This is a genomic window from Formosa sp. F44 (assembly GCF_056238645.1).
In genome coordinates, this window is sequence record NZ_JBWDLJ010000001.1 from 1,129,838 (window position 1) to 1,154,844 (window position 25,007).

At 32.5% G+C, this 25,007-nt stretch carries 20 protein-coding genes; 12 read left to right on the forward strand and 8 right to left on the reverse strand.

The features are described 5' to 3' along the window. Window positions 1-14 precede the first annotated feature (14 nt). From AC0UBM_RS04855 to AC0UBM_RS04875, 5 genes are read right to left on the reverse strand one after another with little or no spacing between them, the layout of a single operon-like run. Window positions 15-1,595 carry a hypothetical protein gene (locus tag AC0UBM_RS04855; protein WP_475687863.1) on the reverse strand — a complete coding sequence of 527 codons (1,581 nt, stop codon included), beginning with the start codon at window positions 1,593-1,595 and terminating at the stop codon, window positions 15-17. Window positions 1,596-1,602: 7 nt separating this feature from the next. Further along, on the reverse strand, window positions 1,603-3,453 hold the full coding sequence (locus AC0UBM_RS04860; protein WP_475687864.1) for a glycosyltransferase family 2 protein: 1,851 nt from the start codon (window positions 3,451-3,453) through the stop codon (window positions 1,603-1,605). A gap of 4 nt (window positions 3,454-3,457) precedes the next feature. After that, window positions 3,458-4,348, reverse strand: a complete 891-nt coding sequence (locus AC0UBM_RS04865) for a hypothetical protein (RefSeq protein WP_414034254.1) — start codon at window positions 4,346-4,348, stop codon at window positions 3,458-3,460. Beyond that, entirely contained in the window at window positions 4,338-6,413 is a 2,076-nt protein-coding gene (locus tag AC0UBM_RS04870) for a cellulose biosynthesis cyclic di-GMP-binding regulatory protein BcsB (RefSeq protein WP_475687865.1), read from the reverse strand. The genes AC0UBM_RS04865 and AC0UBM_RS04870 overlap by 11 nt, the downstream gene beginning before the upstream one ends. 3 nt (window positions 6,414-6,416) lie before the next feature. Further along, entirely contained in the window at window positions 6,417-7,733 is a 1,317-nt protein-coding gene (locus AC0UBM_RS04875; RefSeq protein ID WP_475687866.1) for a sensor histidine kinase, read from the reverse strand. 218 nt (window positions 7,734-7,951) lie between these two features. Between AC0UBM_RS04875 and AC0UBM_RS04880 the strand changes: the two genes are divergently transcribed. From AC0UBM_RS04880 to AC0UBM_RS04905, 6 genes are all read left to right on the forward strand, one after another. Further along, window positions 7,952-8,308 (forward strand): response regulator, encoded by a 357-nt coding sequence (locus AC0UBM_RS04880; protein WP_475687867.1) that lies wholly within the window; start codon window positions 7,952-7,954, stop codon window positions 8,306-8,308. A gap of 321 nt (window positions 8,309-8,629) precedes the next feature. Next, complete coding sequence (locus tag AC0UBM_RS04885; RefSeq protein WP_414034250.1) at window positions 8,630-9,160, forward strand: mechanosensitive ion channel domain-containing protein; 531 nt, start codon at window positions 8,630-8,632, stop codon at window positions 9,158-9,160. Window positions 9,161-9,177: 17 nt separating this feature from the next. Beyond that, window positions 9,178-10,254, forward strand: a complete 1,077-nt coding sequence (gene corA / locus AC0UBM_RS04890) for a magnesium/cobalt transporter CorA (protein WP_475687868.1) — start codon at window positions 9,178-9,180, stop codon at window positions 10,252-10,254. A gap of 150 nt (window positions 10,255-10,404) precedes the next feature. Further along, window positions 10,405-12,930, forward strand: a complete 2,526-nt coding sequence (locus AC0UBM_RS04895) for a PIG-L family deacetylase (RefSeq protein ID WP_475687869.1) — start codon at window positions 10,405-10,407, stop codon at window positions 12,928-12,930. Between the two features lie 113 nt (window positions 12,931-13,043). Continuing rightward, window positions 13,044-14,750 carry a sodium:solute symporter family protein gene (locus AC0UBM_RS04900; protein ID WP_475687870.1) on the forward strand — a complete coding sequence of 569 codons (1,707 nt, stop codon included), beginning with the start codon at window positions 13,044-13,046 and terminating at the stop codon, window positions 14,748-14,750. Further along, window positions 14,731-15,717 carry a Gfo/Idh/MocA family protein gene (locus AC0UBM_RS04905; protein WP_475687871.1) on the forward strand — a complete coding sequence of 329 codons (987 nt, stop codon included), beginning with the start codon at window positions 14,731-14,733 and terminating at the stop codon, window positions 15,715-15,717. The genes AC0UBM_RS04900 and AC0UBM_RS04905 overlap by 20 nt, the downstream gene beginning before the upstream one ends. A gap of 59 nt (window positions 15,718-15,776) precedes the next feature. Here the strand turns inward: AC0UBM_RS04905 and AC0UBM_RS04910 are convergent, their stop codons facing one another. Next, complete coding sequence (locus tag AC0UBM_RS04910; RefSeq protein WP_475687872.1) at window positions 15,777-16,625, reverse strand: DUF2911 domain-containing protein; 849 nt, start codon at window positions 16,623-16,625, stop codon at window positions 15,777-15,779. Between the two features lie 370 nt (window positions 16,626-16,995). Between AC0UBM_RS04910 and AC0UBM_RS04915 the strand changes: the two genes are divergently transcribed. The 5 genes from AC0UBM_RS04915 to AC0UBM_RS04935 all read left to right on the forward strand — a co-directional run bounded on the left by AC0UBM_RS04915 (window position 16,996) and on the right by AC0UBM_RS04935 (window position 20,922). After that, window positions 16,996-17,781 (forward strand): M90 family metallopeptidase, encoded by a 786-nt coding sequence (locus tag AC0UBM_RS04915; protein ID WP_475687873.1) that lies wholly within the window; start codon window positions 16,996-16,998, stop codon window positions 17,779-17,781. Window positions 17,782-17,786: 5 nt separating this feature from the next. Continuing rightward, window positions 17,787-18,821 carry an alpha/beta hydrolase gene (locus AC0UBM_RS04920; RefSeq protein ID WP_475687874.1) on the forward strand — a complete coding sequence of 345 codons (1,035 nt, stop codon included), beginning with the start codon at window positions 17,787-17,789 and terminating at the stop codon, window positions 18,819-18,821. 71 nt (window positions 18,822-18,892) lie between these two features. Continuing rightward, window positions 18,893-19,795 carry a DnaJ C-terminal domain-containing protein gene (locus tag AC0UBM_RS04925; protein ID WP_475687875.1) on the forward strand — a complete coding sequence of 301 codons (903 nt, stop codon included), beginning with the start codon at window positions 18,893-18,895 and terminating at the stop codon, window positions 19,793-19,795. Between the two features lies 1 nt (window position 19,796). Continuing rightward, window positions 19,797-20,093, forward strand: coding sequence for a chaperone modulator CbpM (locus AC0UBM_RS04930; protein WP_434035788.1), 297 nt, complete (start codon window positions 19,797-19,799; stop codon window positions 20,091-20,093). A gap of 76 nt (window positions 20,094-20,169) precedes the next feature. Then, complete coding sequence (locus AC0UBM_RS04935) at window positions 20,170-20,922, forward strand: M15 family metallopeptidase (RefSeq protein WP_475687876.1); 753 nt, start codon at window positions 20,170-20,172, stop codon at window positions 20,920-20,922. A 59-nt stretch (window positions 20,923-20,981) separates the two neighbouring features. On the opposite strand, the gene AC0UBM_RS04940 is transcribed toward AC0UBM_RS04935, so the two are convergent. Beyond that, window positions 20,982-21,557, reverse strand: a complete 576-nt coding sequence (locus AC0UBM_RS04940; protein ID WP_475687877.1) for a DJ-1/PfpI family protein — start codon at window positions 21,555-21,557, stop codon at window positions 20,982-20,984. A gap of 196 nt (window positions 21,558-21,753) precedes the next feature. Between AC0UBM_RS04940 and AC0UBM_RS04945 the strand changes: the two genes are divergently transcribed. Continuing rightward, entirely contained in the window at window positions 21,754-22,302 is a 549-nt protein-coding gene (locus AC0UBM_RS04945) for a hypothetical protein (RefSeq protein WP_475687879.1), read from the forward strand. A gap of 109 nt (window positions 22,303-22,411) precedes the next feature. On the opposite strand, the gene AC0UBM_RS04950 is transcribed toward AC0UBM_RS04945, so the two are convergent. After that, entirely contained in the window at window positions 22,412-24,895 is a 2,484-nt protein-coding gene (locus AC0UBM_RS04950; protein WP_475687880.1) for a TonB-dependent receptor, read from the reverse strand. Between the last annotated feature and the right edge of the window lie 112 nt (window positions 24,896-25,007).

Sequence of the window (25,007 nt, forward strand, 5' to 3'; positions counted from 1 at the left end):
CAGCTTATTGCCAACTAGTTTATAACCTTTACAATAGAAAAAGTATCTGAATAGTAAACCACTTTACTCCTTATAGAATACATACTAAATCCATTATTTTTCTTAAAATTTAAATTGGTCGCTACTTTATCTAAAAAATGATAGGGCGATTTTGTGTTGGTAACAATAATGTAATCGCAGTGATTATCGGGATAATAAATTGCTTTTTCAAATTCTGCCGAACTGTTAGATATGAAAAAGTTATTTTTATTATTATAGGCTATTATTGGATACAGGATTGATCTATCAGATAATACAACAGAATTTTCAGGCGTATTTGAAGCTAAAAACTCTCCAGCTTTTTTATATTCTAATAAAACAGGATTCTGCTCCTGCTCGACTACACTCTTATAATAGATTTGTTCTGAAGTAAACGACGAATTTTTTATATATAAATATTCCCCATAAATACTTCCTACAAATAAGCAAGCATAAAATATATAGCTTAATTTTTTTAGATTAAAAAAGGTTTCAGTTGTTGTGGCCATAGACGCTAAACCACAAGCTATAAGTATTGAATAGTAAGACAAACTCATATAATCTACAATACTATCTCTTACCAAAAGATGCAACAGTATAGGTGCCAAGACTAAAATAAAAACTTTTAATCCTTTTTTATAATGTGTAATTAATTCAAAGAGATAAATAGGCAGTAAATAAATCACAATATGAATGAACGAAAAATCGTTAACCGTTCTATTATTTAAGCCTGCAAGAGAATCTGTTTCTAATAAACTCAGGAAGCTATTACCATTCCATCTTGTATCTAATGAATCGTAAAAATAAAAGAAATCATTCCCCATTAAATAGTTAATGAATAAGTATAAGAGTAATGTTGTAATGGGAAAAAAACCAATAATAAACACCATAGAAACTAAACGCCCTCTTAGCTTTCGTCTTAATGAATGGTGCTGTGTAATCTTAACATACTTAATAATAATGTTTGCAGATCTTAATCCTTTTATTCCGAAAATACTAAACACAAATGCATATAATAATAACAGAATTAACAACCATAAAATTCTATAATCCAGAAAAACGGCTAAACTTAAAATGATACTAAGTATAGTAATATGATAGGTAGTGAATTTTTTAATATAATTAAACAAGTAGTAAAAAATTAAAAAATACAGTATAAGAAAGGCATAAACAGAAGTTCCTGATGTGGCCGCATAAATAGTAACTGGACTAAACAAGAAATATAAAAACAAGAGTCCTTTAATTACAGTATTCTTTTCCTTCCCTACAACAGTAACAACGGTAGTCGCAAAAAGCGACATGTAAAATACAGATGCAAAAAACGGTGCATCTTCAGGACTAAATATAGAAAAAGGATAAGATAAGACATTAGTTATTAACGGGTAAGACAAGAAAAAGTTTTTGACTAACTCGCCACCTTGGAATAAGGTATTAATATGACTAGTAATAAATAGTGGTTCAAAATTTAAATAGCCTGTTTCGCGTATTACTGTTATTATAAAACTGAAAAAAGCTATATAAATAAACCAGATTATAAAAAAGACTAGCGTAGCACTCTTTGACTTAATTTTATCCATACCGCTTTTAATTCTTCTTTTTAGTTAAACCGTGATTAGTTTTTTCCCAATAAAAAGGTTTGGTTATTAACTGATGTAAGCCTTTGTAAGCAGAAATTGAGTGCATAAGCCAATACACAGGATTCGCTAAAGCATATATTATTAAAGAATATGATTGGCGCTTAAAAATTGCAATCATATTTGTGTAAATCATAATTAAGTTTCCTAAGGTAAAATTTACTATAGAAATAATAATTAACCAATCTGGAAATAGTAACTCTATCCATTTGCTTTGGAAAAATATATAAATCAGTAAAAAAAGCAATAGTATAGGATAACTTAAAAATGTAAACACCGTTCCTCCTATAAAAAATTGAAATCCAAAGAACCCTCTAGTTCCAATAGATTTATACAATTTTATAGGATTACGCATGTGTACTAAGTACGTTTGCATATACCCCTTAATCCATCGCGAACGTTGACGTATCCAGTTAAAAAAATCGTTATTCGCTTCTTCGTATGTCGTTGAGTTAAGTACTGTAATTTTATAGTCTTTTGCATAACATCGCAAACCTAGATCGGCATCCTCGGTAACGTTAAAACCGTCCCAACCTCCAAGTTCCATAAGTTTATCAAACTTAAAATGATTACTTGTTCCTCCTAACGGAATTGGAATTCTAAGATTATCCAGACCTGGCAACATATAATCAAACCAATAAGAATACTCCAGAGTAAACATTTTGGTTAAAAAATTTTCATTTTTGTTAAAGTAATTCAAGGCACACTGTATCGCGATGTAATCTTCTGGAAGTTTTTGAAATAACTTATAGGTTTGTTTTAATTGATCACTATCCGGAATATCCTCTGCATCATATATTGTTAAATATTTTCCTTTAGAAAAGTACAATCCGTAATTACAGGCTTTAGGCTTAGTTTTAGGTTGCGCATAAGGAATAATTACCGGTTCAAAATTAGTAGGAAATTTCATTTCTCTAATTGCATTATATGTCATTTCATCATCCGACTCAATTAACAATTTTGCATCTAACTTTTCAATGGGATAATCTAGATTATTTAAGTTCCAAACTAGTTTCTGAATAACTTCAGACTCTTTAAACACCGGTAAATGAATGGTATAAATAGGTAAATCTTTGTCCTTAATTAATTCAATTTCCTCTTTACTGACTTTGCTCTCTAACTCTGTTTTAGAACCGTAAATAGTAAGCATGAATTTAAACAGGATGGAGTATAATAGAAATAGGTTTAATAATAAGTTGGCTCCAATTAATGTGTCAATAAAATTGAAATATAAAAACACTAAAAAAACCAAAAACATAACACCTAAAGCAATGACTTGCTTCTTTGTAAAGGTTTCAATAGCACAACTATTAGGATCGTTTTCGTATAAATGGAAAACTGATTTATGTAAAATCTCTCCCCCATATTTTATATGAAGTGCCTTTATTAAATCCAGCTCATTGGTCACAAAAATTTCCGAAACTGTAACGTTTAGCTCTTCTTCGACTAATCTAATATTGTTAATATCGGAAGGATCTGCAACAACAAATGCAGTCTTATTATTGTGTTCAATGGGAAATATTAACGTGTCTAAAAACAGCGTAAAACGCTCGTGCGTATCAGAAAAAGATTTGTATTCCTCTATAGTATCACAGTTAATGTTATAAGTAGGCAGTTTAAAGCCTTCTAATACTTTATTGTAGTGAAAACGAGATACAAAACCATGATTAAGCGCTGTTTTAAGAAAAGATTTATTTAATTTAACTTTAAAGCGTTCGATTTCAGACACCTGCTTACCGCTAAGCAAGTTACTTTCAATAAATAATTCTTTTCTGTGTATGTTAATATTAAAACTTGCCATTCAATTATAGTTTTATAACACTAAATATTTGCCATCCTCTACCAATAGACACATTTCTGTCGTATAAATCTGTAAAGCCTCCAGCATATAAAGCAAATCTAGGATTAAACTCATACCCTAAATTTAGGGTTGCTTTTATATAATCGAAATCTGTAGTTACTTGAATATTATCTTGAGACACTGTAAAATCGTCCCCTCTAGACAATAGCACTTCTAAACTCCCTAAGACCACAAATTTTTCCGTAATTCTATATCCTTGTGTCCCATATAATTTAAATTGTAATGGTCCGCCATCGTAAAACTTTTTTACACCAAGTGATAATTCATGAAAATTATCGTTAATTCCCATCCACTCCGAGTTTCCTGAAATACCAACTCTTAACTCGGTTCCTACTTTTCCAAAGCCTGTAAACGGATTCTCGTCATTGCTATATGCGGGAATAATGGTTGTAAACGACCCCGTTAAATAGTGGTATTTACCCATGTTTTTTAAATGCATGGTTACCCCTAATTCCATATCGCCAAACTCACTATTTTCATCTAAAGTAAAATCGTCTGAATAGGTGCTTTTCACATAAGGAAGTGTTCCTATTAAACTTAGTTTATGACTTATTAAAGCGGTCGAAAAATACAGTTTATAGGTATAGTTTTCGTAATAACCATTATTATCGAAATCAGACTTATTACCATTTTCATCTCTTTTGGTATCGGTATAATAATGAGACACGTATGGAGATAACAAAACCTCTCCTTTACCTTCTAACCAAGAGTTTTCGCCTTGAAACCATAAATTTTCAGTTTGTGCCTCCGGTTGTTCTACTGGTAACACTGGGGTTTGTGAATAGCATATGCATGCATTCAGAACCAAAAGAAGACTAACAATTTTAATTTTCATCTTTAATTTTTGCTTTAGACTCTTTAGATTTTTGATAAATAAACATTAAAATTAATATTACTAATATTAATAAGACAGCTACAATAAACAGTCTGTATTTACCCCAAAACTCGTTTAGTTCGGAATTTAATTTCGTTTTGTCTTGATTATCTTGAATTACTCTTAAATCGAAAAAGTAAGCATCATCGTTCTCTGCAACAATTACATTTCCTGTATTTGAAATGGTTTGTTCTCTAATATTAGAAACTAAAGATGATAAGGTGCTTTCTTTATAATCTTGAGGAACGTTAATTAACATTACAGGAGAATCGTTATAATAGAAAAGCTGATTGAATCCCATTTCTTTTTGATACTCTACATTAAATAAGAAACTAAATTCTTTTAGAAGCGGACTAAACTCTTCCGAATCGTATTCTACCGTGTTGTTTTTAAATTTTATAAATGCTGCGTCTCCGTAAAACTCAGTAAATTTATCGCCATCCGCGCTAATAATAATTTTAGACGTTTCCGAATCTGCTTTAATATCGTTTAAATTGGCAACTTTTATTTGAGGGTAAATAAACCCTAATAATCCTGCTTCTCCTGGATTAATAATGTCTATTAATTCCGATAGTGTACCCACTAATTTATCTTCGGCACCTAAATCGGTATAAATCGCTAATGGTTTTGATTGGAAGTTTTCAGGAAATCTAAAAAATGATAAAGATGATGACACATCATATCCGACCGGTTTAAAGTAGGAATTCACATTGTCTATCTGACCGTAAAAATTTGCTGGAGCAATTTCACACAAACCACCTTTAGGTATAAAATAAAACTCATATCTAAAATTGTTATCTTGCTCCATTACAAGATCGTCAAAATCGAAATCGATATTTAATTCGCCCGTATTATCTAATTTATAAGAAGTTAAAAAATTATCATTAAAATATAAATTAAAATAACCGTGTTCCTTATCGTCTAAAGGTCTGTATTTACCTTTAATACTAACGTTCATTTTCTTAACGTTAGATCCAAATTTAGCTCTTGGAATAGAGATATTAGAACGTAAATATCCTATTCCTTCCAAAACACCATTTTGTGCATCTAATTCTTTAAAATAAATAGGGTCGTAATCTTTTCTTTCTGGAATATCTAATAATTTAGTTTGCTTATTTACAAATACATAATCTACATAAGACGAATTTAGTAAATGCTTTTGCAACATAATATTTGCGGCTTTACTAAATCCTAACTCTGTTTTTCCGGTGACTACAATATTTAGTCCGTTAAAAATTTCTAAGGTTTTAGAATCTTTATACTCATCTTTAAAAACACTGATTAAACCAGCATCGTCACTCTTAAAATCAGGAAGCTTACTTGATATTTTTTCGCTTAACGTATTAAAAGGCATTAATACAATGGCATTACCAAGCACACTGTCGCTAAAGTCTTCAATACTTTTAATCTCTAGCTCTAAACCATAAACACGCTTTAAGTAAAACTTAATATAAGAGGCATACTGAATATTATTGATATCATTGTCTTTGCCTAAAACAATATATTTAAGATCTGGAATTATAAAACTAATTGTTTTGTCTATAACCGTTTTCTTACTAGGCAAAACGTTATAAGAGAAAAAGGAATTATCGGTGAGTTTAACCCAAAAACCACCTTCAGAATATATTTCGCAAATATCATCACCAATTCTTAAATTGGTTTTTACAGTTAATTTTATAAACCCAGAAACAATATACTTCTCTTTAACAGGGATTTTAAAACTAACGATTTGGTTTTGATCTTTTAAAAATCGTGTTTCTATAGGTGTATCGGCCAGCAGAATAGAAATATAACTTTGATCAAAATTAAGGACACTAGAACAGGTAAATTCTAAATTAATATAACTATTAAGTACATCAATATTCTCGTTAACCGGAATGTAAATATTTTCTATACCCTTAGAGCCGTCTATGGTTATTTCCTCGGCATAATCGTATGCCTTAAAATGCTCTACAACCTGACCATATCCAGTTGTTTGTAAGCTTAACAAGATTGTTAATGCAATAAAATAATAATTTTTCATCATCACCTAGTTTTGTTTAAATGTTTTGAACTGAATTTTAAGTTCGAATCCCATGTTTTCTGAAGACACATAACTAAAATATCCATTCATTTTTTCCGTTAATTGTTTAGAAATTCTTAGTCCTATTTTTACACTATCACTGTGTTTTTTATAATCGTAATTTACAAATTCAAGATCTCTAAAATAAGATTCTATTTCTGAAGTATTTATACCACTTGTTTTGTTTGCTACACTAAATATGGTATCTTTTGTATTTGTATCTATAGTTACTACGATATCGTCATTTTCATCAGAGAAAATGACCATAAAATTTAAAATATTATAAAGTATCGTATTGAAAATCTTTTTATTACCAATAATTTGCGGATTGACGGCAATTAACTGTTCTATAAAATTAATATGCTTCCCTTCTATCTGACTCGTAAAGGATTTAATAACATTTTGATAGACTTTTAAAACGTCTACCTTATCTGTAGAGTAATTCTTTTTGTTGGTCTCTAAATTAATCGGTCTAAAATACACCGAACTTTGATTTCTTAAATTCTGAATTAAGTCGTCTAATTTTTGAATTTTCCTCTTTTTTTCTTCGGTTGTATCACCTTCTATTTCAGTAACAACCTCATTAATTTTATTTAAATCGTTACTAATTTGTTGAAACAAAAACTTAGCTTCATTTTCTTTCTTAATCACTTTATTTTGAAGCGATTTATAACTCGTCTGTACTTCAGACAACTCCCCTCCTAAATACTTAATTTTCTCGTCTGCTCTTAGCTGCACCCCAATACGCTCTATTATCATACTCTTTCTTACCTTGGGAAAGAAAAAACTCATAAAACCTAGTAGCAAAAACAGATATCCCCCATTGTTTAAAATTTGATATGGTTCTGTAATTTCCCCCATGTAGACTAAAACAAGAAAAGTAACAATAACTAGCAAATACTGAATAAAGCTATTTATTATAGACCATATAGCAAACGTATTAAAAGCAACAAACAACGCTATAAGTAAGGACGTGTAAACCATTCTGTTTTCAGTTCCGGAGTCTGAAATAGATACTAATGTTAAAAAATTAAAAGAGAATAGTGTTAAATGAATTAAAAGGTTAGGTGTTTTGTACCTTTGCGTGAAAAAATTATAAGTAAAATAAAAGAAACCTAGTAAAAATAATTTTAGAAGGACAAAGTCTAACCAATTTTTACTTAAAATTATAACATCTAAAAAAATTGTAAATAAGATTACAGCTATCATACTCCAAAAAATTGTTTTCCCAATTTTCCAAAATTCTTTCTGTAACTCTTTTTCTTTTTGTATTTCCTTTTTCAAAATAAAGTATTAAAAAATTAAAGAGATTAACGTGTTCTATACTGCCGAATTTTATTAAAATTCTACACCTCCGAAAAGCTGTTGCAATGTATATATTCATAAATATACAAATAAAACAAACACGTTCAACTACTTAAATAAAAGATTATCTTCCATTTTAGTAAAAAAAGTAGCACGTAATTATATACTTTTGTATAAAATCTTAAAAAATCTGTTCTATGAAAATATTGGTTATTGATGACAGTGACGTTATTAGAAAATTAATTAAACACAGTTTAAAAGATAGTAGTTACACTATTACTGTTGCCACCGATGGAAGTGATGCTATTGAAAAAATTAAAAACGAAACTCCAAACTTAGTTATTACAGATCTTATGATGCCACATGTTTCTGGACTAGAACTTGTAACTTGGATTAAGGAAAATTACGACGATCACATAAAAATTATTGTTTTAACAGCTCTAGGTGAAGAAGACGTAGTTTTAGAAGCTTTTTCTTTAGGTATAGACGATTTTATCACTAAACCCTTTGATCCTAAAGACTTATCATTAAGAATTAAAAGATTTGAAATGTAAATAACATCCTTTTCTACAACATACAGAGACCAAAAGACATTCCAACTGTAATATGCCGCATTAACTAATTCTTCTATTCTATAGTTTTAACAACAAGATCTCTAGTTGTTAAAATCTCAATGCTTTATTATATAAATCATTTAGAACATTACTGTATTTATATTTACAAACTACTATTCTAATTTCAAGGCATTTACTTTCATAGTAGAGGACTTTCCATATTTGCCATATATCGTATTTTAAACAAAATGGTATTGCAATTATATTATAAATTGTAGTTTCCTTAGCCTATCTTTGTTTCATTAAATTCCATTTCATTATATGTTTTTTCAAAATCATTTTAAGGTTATTGTTTCAAGTATTATTTTACTACTTATACTCCTGATTATTAGATATATTTCTATTATACTAATCAAGAAAATTGGTAGAAAGAGTGGTATTAACGAAGCTCGAATTCATCTTATTCAGCGTTATTCAACTGTTACCTTGTTCTTTATAGGACTCTTATTTCTTTCTATAATAATGGGAGCGCAACCGGAAGATTTAGCTTTAGTTTTTTCATCTGTTTTTGCAGTTATAGGTATTGCCTTATTTGCCATTTGGTCTATATTAAGTAATATTACTTCCGGAGTCATAATGTTTTTCTCGTTTCCTTATAAGGTTGGGGACAAAATAAGTATTCATGATAAAGACTTCCCTATTGAAGCTGTTATTGAAGATATCCGTGCATTCCAATTACACCTTAGATTAGATAATGGCAACTTAGTTACGTATCCGAATAACTTAATATTACAAAAAGCCGTAACTTTAGTTCAAAAGGATGCAATAATCGATGGTAACGATGCCATTTAATTTGAGTTAGTTACAGTATGCAAAAAAAACCGAGAACAAAAAGGAATAAACAAAAGCCGGGCTTAGCACCTGGAACAATTGTGTATACGGGACAAAAATCGTCTCAATCTTTATTTATTGAAGTTTTTAATTACAGTGCAAATCACATTTCTGAAAAAGAACTAACTAATATTGATGATGCTTTTGGCTATAAATCGGAATCTACAGACGAAGTGACTTGGATTAATATAAACGGTTTAAATCATACAGATTCCATCGAAAAAATGGGTAAGCATTATGGAATACATCCGCTTATTCTTGAAGATATTGCCAATATTTCGCAACGCCCAAAAATTGATGAATTTGAAAATTACCTAGCCATAAGCATGAAAATGTTAAGCTACGACGATAAGCTGGGTTTAAATTCTGAGCAAATTAGTTTTATTCTGGGCCATAATTATGTGCTTTCCTTTCAAGAGGCCGAAGGTGATGTATTTGAAGGGTTACGAGATCGGCTTCGCCATGGCAAAGGTCGCATTAAGTCTTTGGGCTCCGACTATTTATTATATGCTTTAATAGATAGTGTAGTCGATCATTATTATTTAGTCATTGAAGCCATAGGCGAAAAAATAGAAGATTTAGAAGACGAATTATTTAATGGCAACGCCAAAGAACAGGTTACTAATCAGATTCAAGATTTAAAACGTGAAATACTAAGAATTCGTCGTGCTGTTTTTCCGCTTCGCGATATTATAAATCGCATTGAAAAAAGTGAGCATAAACTCATTAATCCAAAAACATTGCCTTTCTTTCAAGATGTTTACGACCATACCATTCAGGTAAACGAAAACACCGAAATATATCGTGAAATGGTTTGGGGTTTAATGGATATGTACATGACAAGTATTAGCAATAAAATGAATGAAGTTATGAAAGTGCTAACCATCATGTCTTCCATTTTTATACCGCTAACGTTTATCGCTGGAATTTATGGGATGAATTTTGATTACATGCCAGAATTGCATTACAAAAACGGCTACCCTATACTTCTTGTTGTGATGCTTATCATGTTTATTTTTATGCTTTTTTACTTTAAGCGTAAAAGATGGCTTTAAAATATAAACACTACTTTTTCTATTTTTCTGAAATTATTTAGACCGGCTTACGTCTACTTTTACGGGTTTACGTTAAAGAAACCTTAAAACAGTTTAAATGCCGAGGCTACTTTTTATATTTGAAGCTAAAGCCTAATCTAATTCAGTTTAATGAAAAACCAATTCCTCACACTATTAACTTTATTATTAGTGTTTCCTGCGTGTTTCGCGCAACAGCCGAAAAAACCAAATGCCTCCGAAATTCATGAATCCATAAAAAAACTGAACTTTTTAGGTTCTGTGTTATACTTGGCGGCCCACCCTGACGACGAAAATACGAGAATCATTTCGTATATGGCTAACGAAGTTAAAGCTCGAACTGCATACCTATCTTTAACTCGTGGGGACGGCGGACAAAATTTAATTGGTCCTGAAATTAGAGAGCTTTTAGGTGTAATTCGTACCGAAGAATTATTGGCAGCAAGACGTACCGATGGTGGTGAACAGTTTTTTACTCGTGCAAACGATTTTGGTTACTCTAAACACCCAGACGAAACCTTAGCCATTTGGAATAAAGAGGATGTTTTAAGTGATGTGGTTTTAGCCATTAGAAGATTTCAACCCGATGTTATTATAAATAGATTCGATCACAGATCGCCTGGAACCACGCACGGCCATCATACCAGTTCGGCTATGTTAAGTGTCGAAGCATTCGATTTAACTAACGACGCTTCTAAATATCCGGAGCAACTAAATTCCACTACAACTTGGCAACCAAAACGTATGTTCTTTAATGCATCTTATTGGTTTTATGGCTCGCAAGAAAAATTTGATGCCGCAGATAAAAGCAATATGCTTAGCATAGATACAGGTGTTTACTTCCCATCTAGTGGTTTATCTAATACAGAAATTTCATCTTTAAGCCGCAGTCAGCATAAATCTCAAGGCTTCGGAAACACGGGAACTCGTGGTTCTAGCTTAGAGTATATTGAATTAATTAAAGGCGATATGCCTAAAAATGCAAACTCTATTTTTGATGGTATTGATACCAGTTGGAATCGTGTTAAGAACGGGAAAGCTATCGGAAAATTAATTACTGAAATTGAAAAAGAATACAATTTTAAAAACCCTTCGGCAAGTCTGCCTAAATTAGTTAAAGCTTACACTTTAATCCAACAGCTAGAGGATAGTCATTGGAAAAGCATTAAAACCGAAGATATTAAAAATGTAATATCGGCATGTGCAGGGCTGTACCTAGAAGCTAGTGCGCAACACAATTGGGCGACAATAAACGAGGATGTAAATTTAACTATCGAAGTTATTAATAGAAGTGCGTCCAACATTACACTACAAAGTATCGTGAATCCAAATAATGTTTCAATTTCTAAAAACATCAACTTAGAAAACAATACAAAGTTTAGCTTTAATGAACATTATGTCATTGACTCTAAAGCAGAAATAACCACGCCTTATTGGTTAACAGAGCAAGGCAGTTTGGGCATGTATAAAGTGGAAAATGAGTCTTTAATTGGCTCTCCTGAAACACCAAGAAGTCAGAATGTAACTTTTAATTTAGTTATTGAAAATACCACGATCCCGTTTACAAAACCTATTGTTTATAAAACCAACGATCCCGTAAAAGGTGAAGTTTATATGCCTTTCGAAATTGTGCCAATTGTGGCTTCGCAATTAGCAGAACCTGTCGTTATTTTCGAAAACAATACTCCTAAGCAAGTTGCCGTAGTTGTTACTGCAGGAAAAGATAATATAGAAGGTACTGTTAGTTTAAATACTCCAAAAGGTTGGACCATTTCACCTAAATCCTTAGCTGTTTCTATTGGTCATCGTGGCGAAACTAAAACAGTTTTATTTACGGTTACACCACCAAGCAGTCAGAGTGAAGTAAAAATTACAGCTACAGTAACGGTAAACGGAACGACTTACTCTAAAGGATTGAATGAAATCGATTACGATCACATCCCATTTCAAACTGTGGTTATGCCACAACCAAGTAAATTTGTTCGATTAGATATCATTAAGAAAGGGGAAAATATAGGCTATATACAAGGTGCTGGAGATGTCGTTCCAGAAAGTCTAAGACAAATTGGTTATCATGTTGCCATAATTTCTCCAGACGATATTACACCTGCTAATCTTAAACATTTTGATGCGATTGTTGTAGGTATTAGAGCCTATAATACCGTAGATGATTTGGCATATAAACAAAATGTGTTATTCGATTTTGTAAAAGAAGGTGGGAATTTAATCGTACAATACAATACCAATCACCGTTTAAAAGTTGATAATTTAGCCCCTTATAAATTACAACTTTCAAGAGATCGTGTCACCGACGAAAATGCAAAAGTAACATTTCTAGATCCTAAAAACGATGTATTAAATGTTCCTAATAAAATTACTGAAGCAGATTTTGAAGGCTGGACACAAGAACGCGGCCTATACTTCCCGGATGCATGGGGAAAAGAATTTACTCCTGTATTAGGCATGCATGACAAAAATGAAACAGAAAAGCAAGGCAGTTTATTAGTTGCTAAATACGGAAAAGGACATTACATATATACTGGACTAAGTTTCTTTAGAGAGTTCCCAGCTGGAGTTTCTGGAGCTTACAGATTATTTGCAAATATGTTATCTATAGGAAAAGAAGACATTAATACAGAACCTAAATTAAACAAGTAAAATGCAGGAAGAAAAGCCGATAAAACAAAATTGGAAACCTATTTATACTTGGGTTTTAATTGCAAATGCTGTATATATTATTTTGTTTTATATAATTATGAACGCCTTTTAATATGGAAACTTTAGACTGGATTATATTAATTGGTACGCTACTCGCTATTGTGGGTTATGGAACTTGGAAAACCCGAGGAAGCCAAAATGTTCAAGATTATATTCGTGGTGGAAATCAGGCACAATGGTGGACTATCGGTTTGTCTGTTATGGCTACTCAGGCCAGTGCCATTACATTTTTATCGACACCTGGACAGGCCTTTAACGACGGTATGGGCTTCGTACAGTTTTACTTTGGTTTGCCTATTGCAATGATAATAATTTGTATGGTTTTTATTCCGTTATACCACCGTTTAAAGGTATATACGGCTTACGAATTTCTTGAAAACAGATTCGATTTAAAAACGCGAAGTTTAACCGCGGGCTTATTTTTAGTACAACGCGGATTGGCCGCAGGAATTACTATCTACGCACCTGCAATTATCTTATCGGCCGTATTGGGATGGTCTTTAAATCAGTTAAACATTATTATTGGTGTACTTGTTATTATTTACACCGTTTCTGGAGGTACCAAGGCGGTAAGTGTCACTCAAAAACACCAAATGGCTGTGATATTCACAGGTATGTTTATTGCGTTTTTCTTGATTTTAAGCTATTTGCCAGACAACATTAACTTTTCGAATGCCCTAGAGATTGCGACCGTTAATGATAAAATGAACATTCTAGATTTCTCTTTCGACTTTGAAAACCGATATACATTTTGGAGCGGTATTATTGGTGGTACATTTTTAATGCTGTCTTATTTCGGAACAGACCAAAGCCAAGTACAACGTTATTTATCAGGTAAATCGTTACGAGAAATGCAATTAGGACTCATCTTTAACGGTATTTTAAAGGTGCCAATGCAGTTTTTTATTCTTCTTGTTGGTGTTATGGTTTTCGTATTTTATCAATTTAACGAATCACCTATTCATTTTAATCCGCACGCGCAAGAGGTTGTTGCTGCATCTTCGTATTCCGACGATTTTAAAGCCCTGGAATCTAATCAGCATCAATTATTCGAAGAAAAAAAGGATTTACTAAACGCGTATATTTCATCGCCTACTCAAGCTTTAAAATCTCAAATTTCGACGGTGAATACTGCCGAAAAAGAAAATAGAAATGAAGCCAAGCTGCTTCTAGAAAAAGCAGCGAATGAGCATCAAACAAAAATTGAAACCAATGATAAGGATTATGTTTTTATTCATTTTATACTAAACAATCTTCCTCGGGGTTTAATCGGACTCTTACTTGCTGTAATATTAAGTGCCGCCATGTCCAGTACAGCGAGCGAGCTTAATGCCTTAGCGTCTACCACAACTATGGATATTTACAAACGTAGTTTGGCACCAGGACGTGACGATATGCACTATGTTAAGGCCACAAAATGGTTTACATTTGGCTGGGGTATATTAGCCATTTGTATTGCTTGTATAGCTTATTTAGCCGATAATTTAATTCAGCTTGTAAACATTATTGGTTCTATTTTTTATGGGAACGTATTGGGGATTTTCTTACTTGCTTTTTTCTTTAAACATGTAAAAGCAAATGCCGTATTTGTGGCCGCGATTATAACTCAAGCTATCGTATTACTAGGTTGGTATCAGGATTGGATGCCTTACTTGTGGCTGAATCTTTTTGGTTGTACTTTAGTCATTGCTATAGCATTAATAATCTCATTTTTTAATCAACTTTTAAATCCGAAAGCAGATGACATCACAACCACATAAAACCATAAAATGGGGTATACTAGGACTTGGTAACATTGCACATAAATTTGCAAAAGATCTAGTCACCATACAAGATGCCCAATTACAAGCGGTAGCTTCAAGATCTATAGATAAAGCAAATGAATTTGGTAAAACATACCATGCCATTCAGGCTTACAACAGCTATGAAGCCTTAGCTCAAGATCCTAATATCGACGCCGTTTATATTGCAACGCCGCACAGTTTTCATAAAGAACATGCCATGTTATGTTTAGAGCATGGCAAAGCTGTTTTGTGCGAAAAACCATTCGCAATGAATACGGAAGAGGTGAAAGATATGATTGCTTTGGCAAAAGCAAAAAACGTCTTACTAATGGAAGCATTATGGACGTATTTTTTACCGCATTACCAGTTTGCGTTATCTGAACTAAAAAAAGAAACTTACGGAAAATTGTTAAAGGTTGAAGCCGATTTCGGATTTTCAAGACCATTTAACACGGCTTCTAGACTATTCGATAAAACTGTTGGTGGCGGGAGCTTATTAGATATTGGCATCTACCCTATTTTTGCAACACTTTCTACTTTAGGAGAACCTCAGGACATTGAAGCCACATGCACGACATTTGACAACGGAGCTGATTCGACCTGTGATATGATTTTTAAATATAATGATAATACTGAAGCTGTGTTAAAAAGTAGTTTACTCGAGGACACGCCTACGCAATGTAAATTTACATGCGAAAATGCAGTCATCACATTAAACACTCAATTCCATGCACCAACCACAGTAACTATTAACCAAAACGGATCAGAACAAACATTAGATTATACCGGACCAACTATTGGTTATAATTTTGAAACGCTTCATTTTAATCAATTACTTAGAGATGGAAAAACCGAGAGTGATATAATGACTTACGATTTTAGTATAAAACTCATTAAAACATTAGATAAGGTTAGAAAAATTATTGCACTTGAATATAAATAGAAAAAGCCACAATCAAATGATATTGATTGTGGCTTTTTTATATTTTGAACGTATTTAAATTATAATGCGCCCCACTCCTTTAAAGAATCAGTATTCATTTTAACATAATCTTTATTTCCAGCCACTTTAGAACCTTCTAAAGATTTTTTAGCCGCATCGATAGCGCCTTTTTTATCCCCTGCTTTAGCATAGATTAAAGACTGCTTACGGTATTGGTAAAATGCAGGCTTTTCAGTCATACTCATAAATTTATCCATCCAGGTTTTGGCTTGATTAATATCTTTATCAGACTCGTAGAAATACACTGCAGATGCATAATAATCACTTGCCTTTGGACTTCCTTTCATAGTGCTATTAATATTTTTCATAACCATAGCATCTGTTGGTACTTCAAATTTAACACCAGCATATACTTTTCCCCATAGCATCCCGATAACAGCAGAATCACTTGTTAAATCATCAAAAGTCATTGTAAATGTTTCAATATCTACGGGCATTGGATATACTTTGGCTTTCGCTTTTAAAGCAACTTTACTATCGTCCCATGTTTTAGGTAAACCACTATTTGTTGCGTCGGAATAAAAAATCACATCCCAAGATGTTTTATTAGGTACCGTATATATCGCATACTCTCCAGATTTTAAGGTTTTACCATCGATAACAACATCGTCCGAAAATGAAATTTTAGTATTTGCATTTGCACCTGTTCTCCACGTTTCGTTATAAGGTACAAGATTTCCAAAAACTTCTCTTCCTCTCATATTTGGTCTAGAGTATTCTAAAGTTACTTCTGTTAATCCAACGGTTTGTTCCATTTTACTTAAAGGACTTGGTTGTGGCGTCTTTATTTGCGCATTCAGGCTGAAAGATGCAGCAAGTACACAAAGACTTAGCATTAATTTTTTCATGATATTGTTTATTTTTAGTTTCAGTAAAATTACATATTCACTTGGCCGTAATTTGTTAACAAAACCATAAATCAGTGAACTATTTCACATCATTTCGTTTAAAATCATGTTTAAAACTTAAAAACAGTCTAATCTAATTTAACGTACAGAATTCATAGCTTATCATCTTAATATAAATAAGTACGTACTTCTCTAAGTATCTCCAAAACATCTATAAAAGACCAACACGATTAGACTTTTCAATCCGTTATAATATTAGTTTTTGAATGTAGTTATTTAAACTAATTATTCATGATATCAAAAATATAAATTGTAATACTACTCCCCTTTTTTTATCTTAACTTGTAACCTATAATTATAAAATATAACTATGATATACGTTGGGATCGCCTTCGTTATAATTCTCGCGTTTACAATCTATGCATTGCGTAAATTGAAAAGAAAAAAAGCAGATCAATTTCCTAAACAATGGCACGATTTACTATTAAAACATGTCGATTTTTATAGCGCTCTTAATACTGAAGATCAAAAACGATTTCAAATAAAAATGATGCAGTTTTTAAGTGAAGTCCATGTAGAAGGCATACAATTAGAACTAAAAGATTTAGACAAAGTGTTAATTGCTGCGAGCGCCGTAATTCCCGTTTTTGGTTTTCCTGAATGGCATTATTCTAATTTAAGTGGCGTCTTATTATATCCCGATAATTTTAATTCGGATTATGAATTCGATTCAAAAAAAGAAAATCGAATTATTGCGGGCATGATTGGTACCGGACGTTTAGAAAAGCAAATGATTCTTTCTAAAAAAGCCTTGTATCACGGATTTTCAAATGAAAACGATAAGAGAAACACGGCCATTCACGAATTTGTACATTTAATAGATAAAATGGATGGTGATACCGACGGGGTTCCTGAATTAATAATGAAACATACGTACACCATTCCGTGGTTAAAGTTAATTCATAAAGAAATGGAAGCCATTCATAACAATAAATCAGATATTAGAGATTATGGAGGTACAAATCAAGCAGAATTTTTTGCAGTAGCTTCAGAATACTTTTTTGAGAATCCAAATCTTATGAAAAGGAAGCATCCAGAACTATTTAAAATGCTTGAACACTGTTTTCAAATGTCGCCAAACTCATACACAAAATAGATTATATGAAAATAAAATCAATTGTATTCACCTTAATTTTCGCTCTGTTAAGTATTGCAATATCTCATGCCCAAGGTTTTCGAGTACGGTTAAAAGTACAAAGTGAAGCTTTAAAGAACAACTTAATTAACGATCCGTCTAACAGAGATGTAACCGTTTACTTACCTCCATCTTATCAGACTAGTCTTAATAAAAAATACCCTGTATTGTATTTCTTACATGGCTTTACCGATAGCGATAGTGAGTGGTTTGGATGGAAACACCATTGGATTAATTTATACGAGATTTTAAATAAAAGCATGAGCGATGGCACTTCCAAGGAGATGATTGTGGTGATGCCTAACGCCTACACTACATTTAAAGGGAGTTTTTATGGTAAATCTGAAACCATGGGAGACTGGGAAACTTTTATAACCAAAGAACTGGTAGATTTTATAGATTTAAGATACAGAACACTGCCTCAAGCAAGCAGTCGAGGCTTGGCAGGACATTCTATGGGAGGTTACGGCACCATAAGACTGGGTATGAAATACCCAGAAGTCTATGCTGCGATGTATGCGCTTAGTCCTTGTTGTATGGAAGAAAGTCTTGTTCCTAATGCAGAAAATATAAAGAACATGGAAGCTGTAAATTCTAAATCTGGTGTTGCAGATGTCTCTTTCGTTGAAAGTATAAACATGGCATTTTCGGCGGCTTGGGCGTCCAACCCTAGAAAATTTCCGTTATATATCGATTTAGCTTATAAAGATGGTAAACCGCGACCAGAAATCTTAGAAAAGTTTAAAAACAACCAAATCTTATATACAGTCGATCAATATATAGAAAACTTAAAAACCTATAAAGCTTTTGCTATAGATGTAGGCACAGACGATTTAGAAATTTTCGAAGCCTCTAACAAACTCCATAGCATCTTATTAAACCATAAGGTGAACCACACATTTGAAACTTACAAAGGCAATCACACCAACAAAATTGGAGAACGTATTACAACAAAAACACTGCCCTTTTTCTCTAAACATTTAGAATTTGAAAGCAAATAAATTGTTGTAATTCTTTATAATTTTTCCGATCTTTATAAGTGTGACACACAACTTTTTAATACATATTAGTTATGAATTTTATTGATTATTATAAAATTTTAGGAATTGACAAAAATGCAACCCAAGCTGATATAAAAAAGGCATATCGGAAGTTGGCTAGAAAATATCATCCCGATTTAAATCCGAATGATAAAGAAGCGGAAAAGCAATTTAAAAATATTAATGAAGCAAATGAAGTGCTTTCCAATACCGAAAATCGTAAAAAGTACGATGCACATGGTGGAGATTGGAAGCATGCCGACGACATAGAACGTGCTCAAAAGGCACAATATAATAACAGACAACAAGGCTATCAAAGTTATTCTGGACAAGGTCAATCCGACGATGATTTTTCAGATTTCTTCGAATCTATGTTTGGTGGTCAACGTACATCGGGCTCTAGACAAAGTCGTAGTCACGCGCAATTTAAAGGCCAAGATTTTAATGCCGAATTACAACTAAACCTAACAGATGTTTATACCAATCAGTCGCAAATTCTGACTGTAAACGGCAAGAAAATTAGACTCACCATACCTGCGGGAATAGAGAACGAACAAATTCTTAAAATACCTGGTAAAGGAGCGCCTGGTGTAAACGGCGGGCCGAATGGCGATTTATATATTAAGTTTAATATTGTTAATAATACTAAATTTAAACGTTACAATAATAACCTCCATGCCGATGTCGATTTAGATTTATACACCTCGCTTTTAGGTGGCGATATTATGGTGGATACGTTTTCTGGAAAAGTGAAATTAAAAGTTGCTCCAGAGACTCAGAATGAAACTAAGGTAAAATTAAAAGGTAAAGGATTTCCTGTGTATAAGAAAGAAGGCGAGTATGGAGATTTTATAATTACATACCATATAAAAACACCAACTAACCTTACAGACAAGGAAAAAGAGTTATTATCCGAATTAAAAAAACTAAGATAAGATGGCAGAAAATCATTATATATTAGTCAATACTATTTGTGTACAATACAACATAGAACCTGTATTTCTAGAAAATTTACACAGCATAGGTTTGGTAGAATTTATCACCATAGAAAACAATACATTTCTTCATCAAGACACGTTAACAGATTTGGAAAAAATGATTCGTTTACATAACGAACTCAATGTAAACCTAGAAGGAATTGATGTGGTTTTTAATTTATTGAAAAAAGTAGATGCGTTGCAACAAGAATTAGCATTGGCTAAAAACAAATTACACTTTTACGAGAATCATTAAAACGCCAATTGAATAAGAAATTCCTTTAAATAACGTTATCCTTGTATTCAATTTTCAAGAATTTTAAATCCACGTTATGAAGATTTCTGCTTTTATCATTATCTGTTTATGGCTTGCATTCTACCCTAAAAAAGATGCCACTTTAGAGCGTTACTCCAAGTTTGAGCACCTAGAGTCACAAAACCCTTGCAAAACCATTACCAAAGACTTTGTCTTGGGCAAATTCAATTTTAAAACAGATTCTTGCTTTGTAAAAGTCGCTCCCGAGTTTTCGAACAAGACCATTTACCTACAAGCCGAAGTTTACAATGCATTTATACAAATGAATGCTCTAGCCAAACAAGACAATATTGAATTTAAAATAATTTCAGGAACGCGTAATTTCACCTATCAGAAATCTATTTGGGATCGTAAATGGAATAATTATGCAGACCTAGCGCCTATCGAACGCGCACAAAAGATACTACGTTACAGTTCAATGCCAAGTACATCTAGACGTCATTGGGGAACGGATATAGATTTAAATCAGTTAACAAACTCGTACTTTGAAAGCGGACAAGGGTTAAAAGAATACAATTGGCTAGTCGAAAATGCTAACGCTTTTGGGTTTTATCAGGTGTATACTTCTAAAGCAGACGGACGTACAGGATATCATGAAGAAAAATGGCACTGGTCTTATATCCCATTGGCCTGCCAATACCTAGAGTTTTATAATACTACAATAACCGAAGCTGATATATCTGGTTTTGAGGGTTCTGAATTTGCTTCAGAATTAAAAATGATAACACACTTCGTGAATGGTATAGCTGAAGATGCGAAGGCACTATAAAAACAAAATGCTAAGTATAAATTAAAGTTGTACTTAGCATTTCGCTTATCTTTAAATGCTTATAAATTGATTTTTGCGCCCATAATATCTAAAAACCCCTTAATTAATTCTGGATGACCTGGCCAAGCTGGAGAGGTTACTAAGTTGCCATCGATAATTGCTTTATCTGCTGGAATATCTTGAAATTCCCCACCAGCCATCTTTACTTCTGGAGCAACAGCAGGATATGCTGTTAATTTTCGTCCTCTAACAACGTCTGCTGCCGTTAAAATCTGAATCCCGTGACAAACGGCCGCAACAGGTTTATTTTCATTAAAAAAATATTTTACCATTTCGATTAATGTGTTGTTTAATCTTAAATATTCTGGGGCACGACCACCAGCGATAACCAAGCCATCGTAATCTGCAACATCTACATCGTCGAAAGTATAATTTAGCACAAAATTATGTCCCGGCTTTTCGGTATAGGTTTGGTCGCCCTCAAAATCATGAATAGCTGTTTTAAGAGTATCTCCTTTTTTCTTGTTTGGACATACGGTATGCACCTCGTAGCCTACCATTTGTAACATTTGGAATGGCACCATTGTTTCATAATCTTCAGTAAAATCACCTGTTAGAAAAAGTATTTTTTTCATTTTATAAATTTTTAATCGATTAATATATCTGATTCTTTATGCTATCAAGTTACAATGATATTTTATTTTACTATAAATCAACATGTTAAAAAACCGATAATGTTGATATGAATTCATCATAAATACTCCAGATCACAACAGAATTATTTTTTCTCATATTAATAACAATATATTTACAACCCTAAATATTCCTCTCATGAAACATTCAAGCTTTAAAATCCAGCCCTATTTATACCTTCTAATCGCATGTTTATTTATGTCCTGCAGTACATTGGACGAGCTTACAAAATTTGACGTGTCTTATAATAGGTCTGTAACAATACCTTCGATAACTCCTATAAATTTCCCAATTACAATAAACACACCAGATTTTGATACAAATACAGAGTCTACTTTTAGTATTAATAACACAACTCAAAGTTTAGTGGATGATATTAAATTAAAGGAATTTAGGTTAACATTAACTAACCCAAGTACTGAAGATTTTAGTTTTTTAGAAATCTTAGAAATTTATATTGCGTCAGAAGGTTTAGAAGATAAAAAATTAGCTTGGAGTCCAAGTCCAATTGAAAATAATACTAGTGTATTGTATTTAGAAACTACTGATGATGATTTAAAGGAATACATTTTTAAAGATTCCTTTTATTTAAAGATTAAGACGACAACAGATGAAGTTTTAACAGAAGATCATGACATGGAAATTAATACAGTATTTACCGTGGATGCTAAAATCCTTGGAATTTAAATAAAGAAATAGCCTTACTAAATATTTAGTAAGGCTATTTCTTTATTTCTAATATTAATAATATTGAATATCAATTTAATATGATGAACAAGCATACTATTTGTAAGCGCTAAAACTCACGTTTTCCAAATTCACTTTCGATAAATTTAGATTGATTTTTACGTTTATTAAACGCATATGTTAAGTTTAGAAACACCATATCTACTTCATACACATAATTAGTCGTGGTGTAAAAAGACCCCTCTTGCCAAGTACTAATACGTTGTTCGTTCGTGTCTAATAATCCCATATCTATATTTTGCCACTGCAAGGTCGCAACCAATTGATTGTTTAAAAACGACTTTTTAAAAGACAAATTGGGTGAATAAAATTCAGAATCTTCACCTTGCGCAGTCACACGATCGGATAAATAATTAAACGTAAACTGTAATGAAGCCGTGTCTGAAAAATCGTAAGTAGAATTCACGTTTAACGAATACACAAAACTACTTGTATCTATAGGGTTTCCGTTGTAAGCCCCGTCTATACTAAAGTTATATAAATTAGCTCCAATAAAATTACTCCATTTGTCGGTAACATTAAACTCAGAGCCTAATTCTAATCCTAAAGATTTACCAGAACCAACATTAGAGTAAATTCTATTTAAAATACTATCGTTATATACCGTATTAACACGATTTATTAAGTTTTGTACATCGCGATAATAAAACGTTCCGTAAAGCGATGCTCCACTTTCAAAGGCTTTAACAACACCCAGTTCTACTAAATCTATAAATTCAGGTTTTAGAGTTGGATCTCCTTGTTCTAAGGTTTCTGAATGTTCGCGTTCCGGAAACGGATTCATTTTAAATGAGGTAGTACGCTCTACCCGACGACTATAAGCGGTTTTCAATCTTAAATTATCGTTTACTTTATATTGTATCGATGCCGAAGGATATAATTTCACAAAATCGTATGTATATGTGGTATCTACGACACCCACTTTATCTTTTAAATAAAGATCTCTGTTCATACTTTCTAGACGAAGCCCAACACTGTAATCGAATTGGTCTGTAGATTTGTCTAACTGCACATATCCAGAGTTAATTTGTCTTGTTAAATCTACTTCACTGGAAAATTCTGGAATTAAAACAAATTCGCCTGTATCTAAATCTTTGCGTTCGTAAACAAAATCTCCTTTATGATCTAAATTTCGGAATTGATATCCAACTGCTAACTGACCAACTTCCATGGGCTTAAAATTGTAATCGATTTGAAATCGAGCTCCATGTAACGGATTATCATTCGTGTTATATTCTTCTTGCAGAATTTCAGAAGTGTCTGGATATCCTAAGTTTTCATTGGTTGTTGGCCCTCCCAAAAAGGTGTATTCGTATAAAAATGAAGTAGATAAATTAGATTCATTTTCAAAAACATGAGCATAATCAAAACTCGCTACTACAAAATCACTTTTACGAATTCTTAGGTTATCGTTTAAATATTGAAAGGTATAAATACGATCTGCATCACCTCCATCTGCCGGTGTTATCGCATGATTATCGTAATACAAAATGGTCGCTAATCTGTCTTTAGATCTTTTTCCCGCGTAGGCTCCTAGTGAAAAACTATTAGAATCGTCTGGTGTATAATCTAAATTTACGCGTCCCGAATAATTAATCTCGTCAAAACTACGTTCGCCATCCGAAGGAAATCTAGTTAACGTATCGTTTATAATGGTAGACACATCGCCTTCTCTACGTCCAGAAACATCATTACGCTGGTAACTCGCCCCCAATGATAGATTCCATATGTCTTGTCTTAAATTATAAGTAAAGTCGCCACCGTACCGTCCAGAAGATTCTGCATTATCGTAATCTTCTATACTTGGAAAGCCTAATTTTAAATTCACCTGTGTAAAAGCACCATTAGTTGCTCCCTTTTTAGTGATAATATTTAAAATTCCTGCTTTTCCTTCCGGATCGTATTTTGCAGACGGCGCCGTAATAACCTCTACACGCTCTATAGCATTTGCAGGAAGCTGACCTATTATTTGAGTAGCACTACTTTGAATGGGTTTTCCGTTAAGTAAAAGCGTAAAACTAGTACTTCCTCGTAGCGCGATTTCTCCTTCCCCATTCACGTTTATCGACGGTACATTTCTTAAGGCATCTATTCCATTTCCTCCAGACGCATTTTGAAAATTCTTAGTCGAAAACACTTGCCTATCCACTTTATTAATAACCGAACTTGTAGTCCCCTGAAGAACAACTTCGTTTAACAATTCTAAGCTAGCATTTAAATATATTTTTCCTAGAGTTAAAGCTTCATTTTGCTTAGAAATTGTAAAAGCATCGGTCGTGGTTTTCTCATAACCTATAAAAGAAGCTTCTAAATAATAGCTTCCCTTTTTAACATCAGCTATATTAAAACGCCCTGTTTCGTCGGTAATTACTCCGGTTACCAAAGTACTATCTTTTACTTTAAACAACGCTACGGTTGCATAATCCACTCTAGATTTATCTTGAGCATTGATAACTTCTCCAGTAATCTGAGAGTACATATCTTGACATAGGCCTATAGCTAAAAGGACTAGAAAAAAACTTTTAAACTTCATTCAATTGGTTGATTTAGAATACCAAATATAAATGAATTCATAGCAGTCGAATAATTTATTTTAAAATTATACTATGACGATTTTATTTCCGCCCAAAACCCATTGATTATAA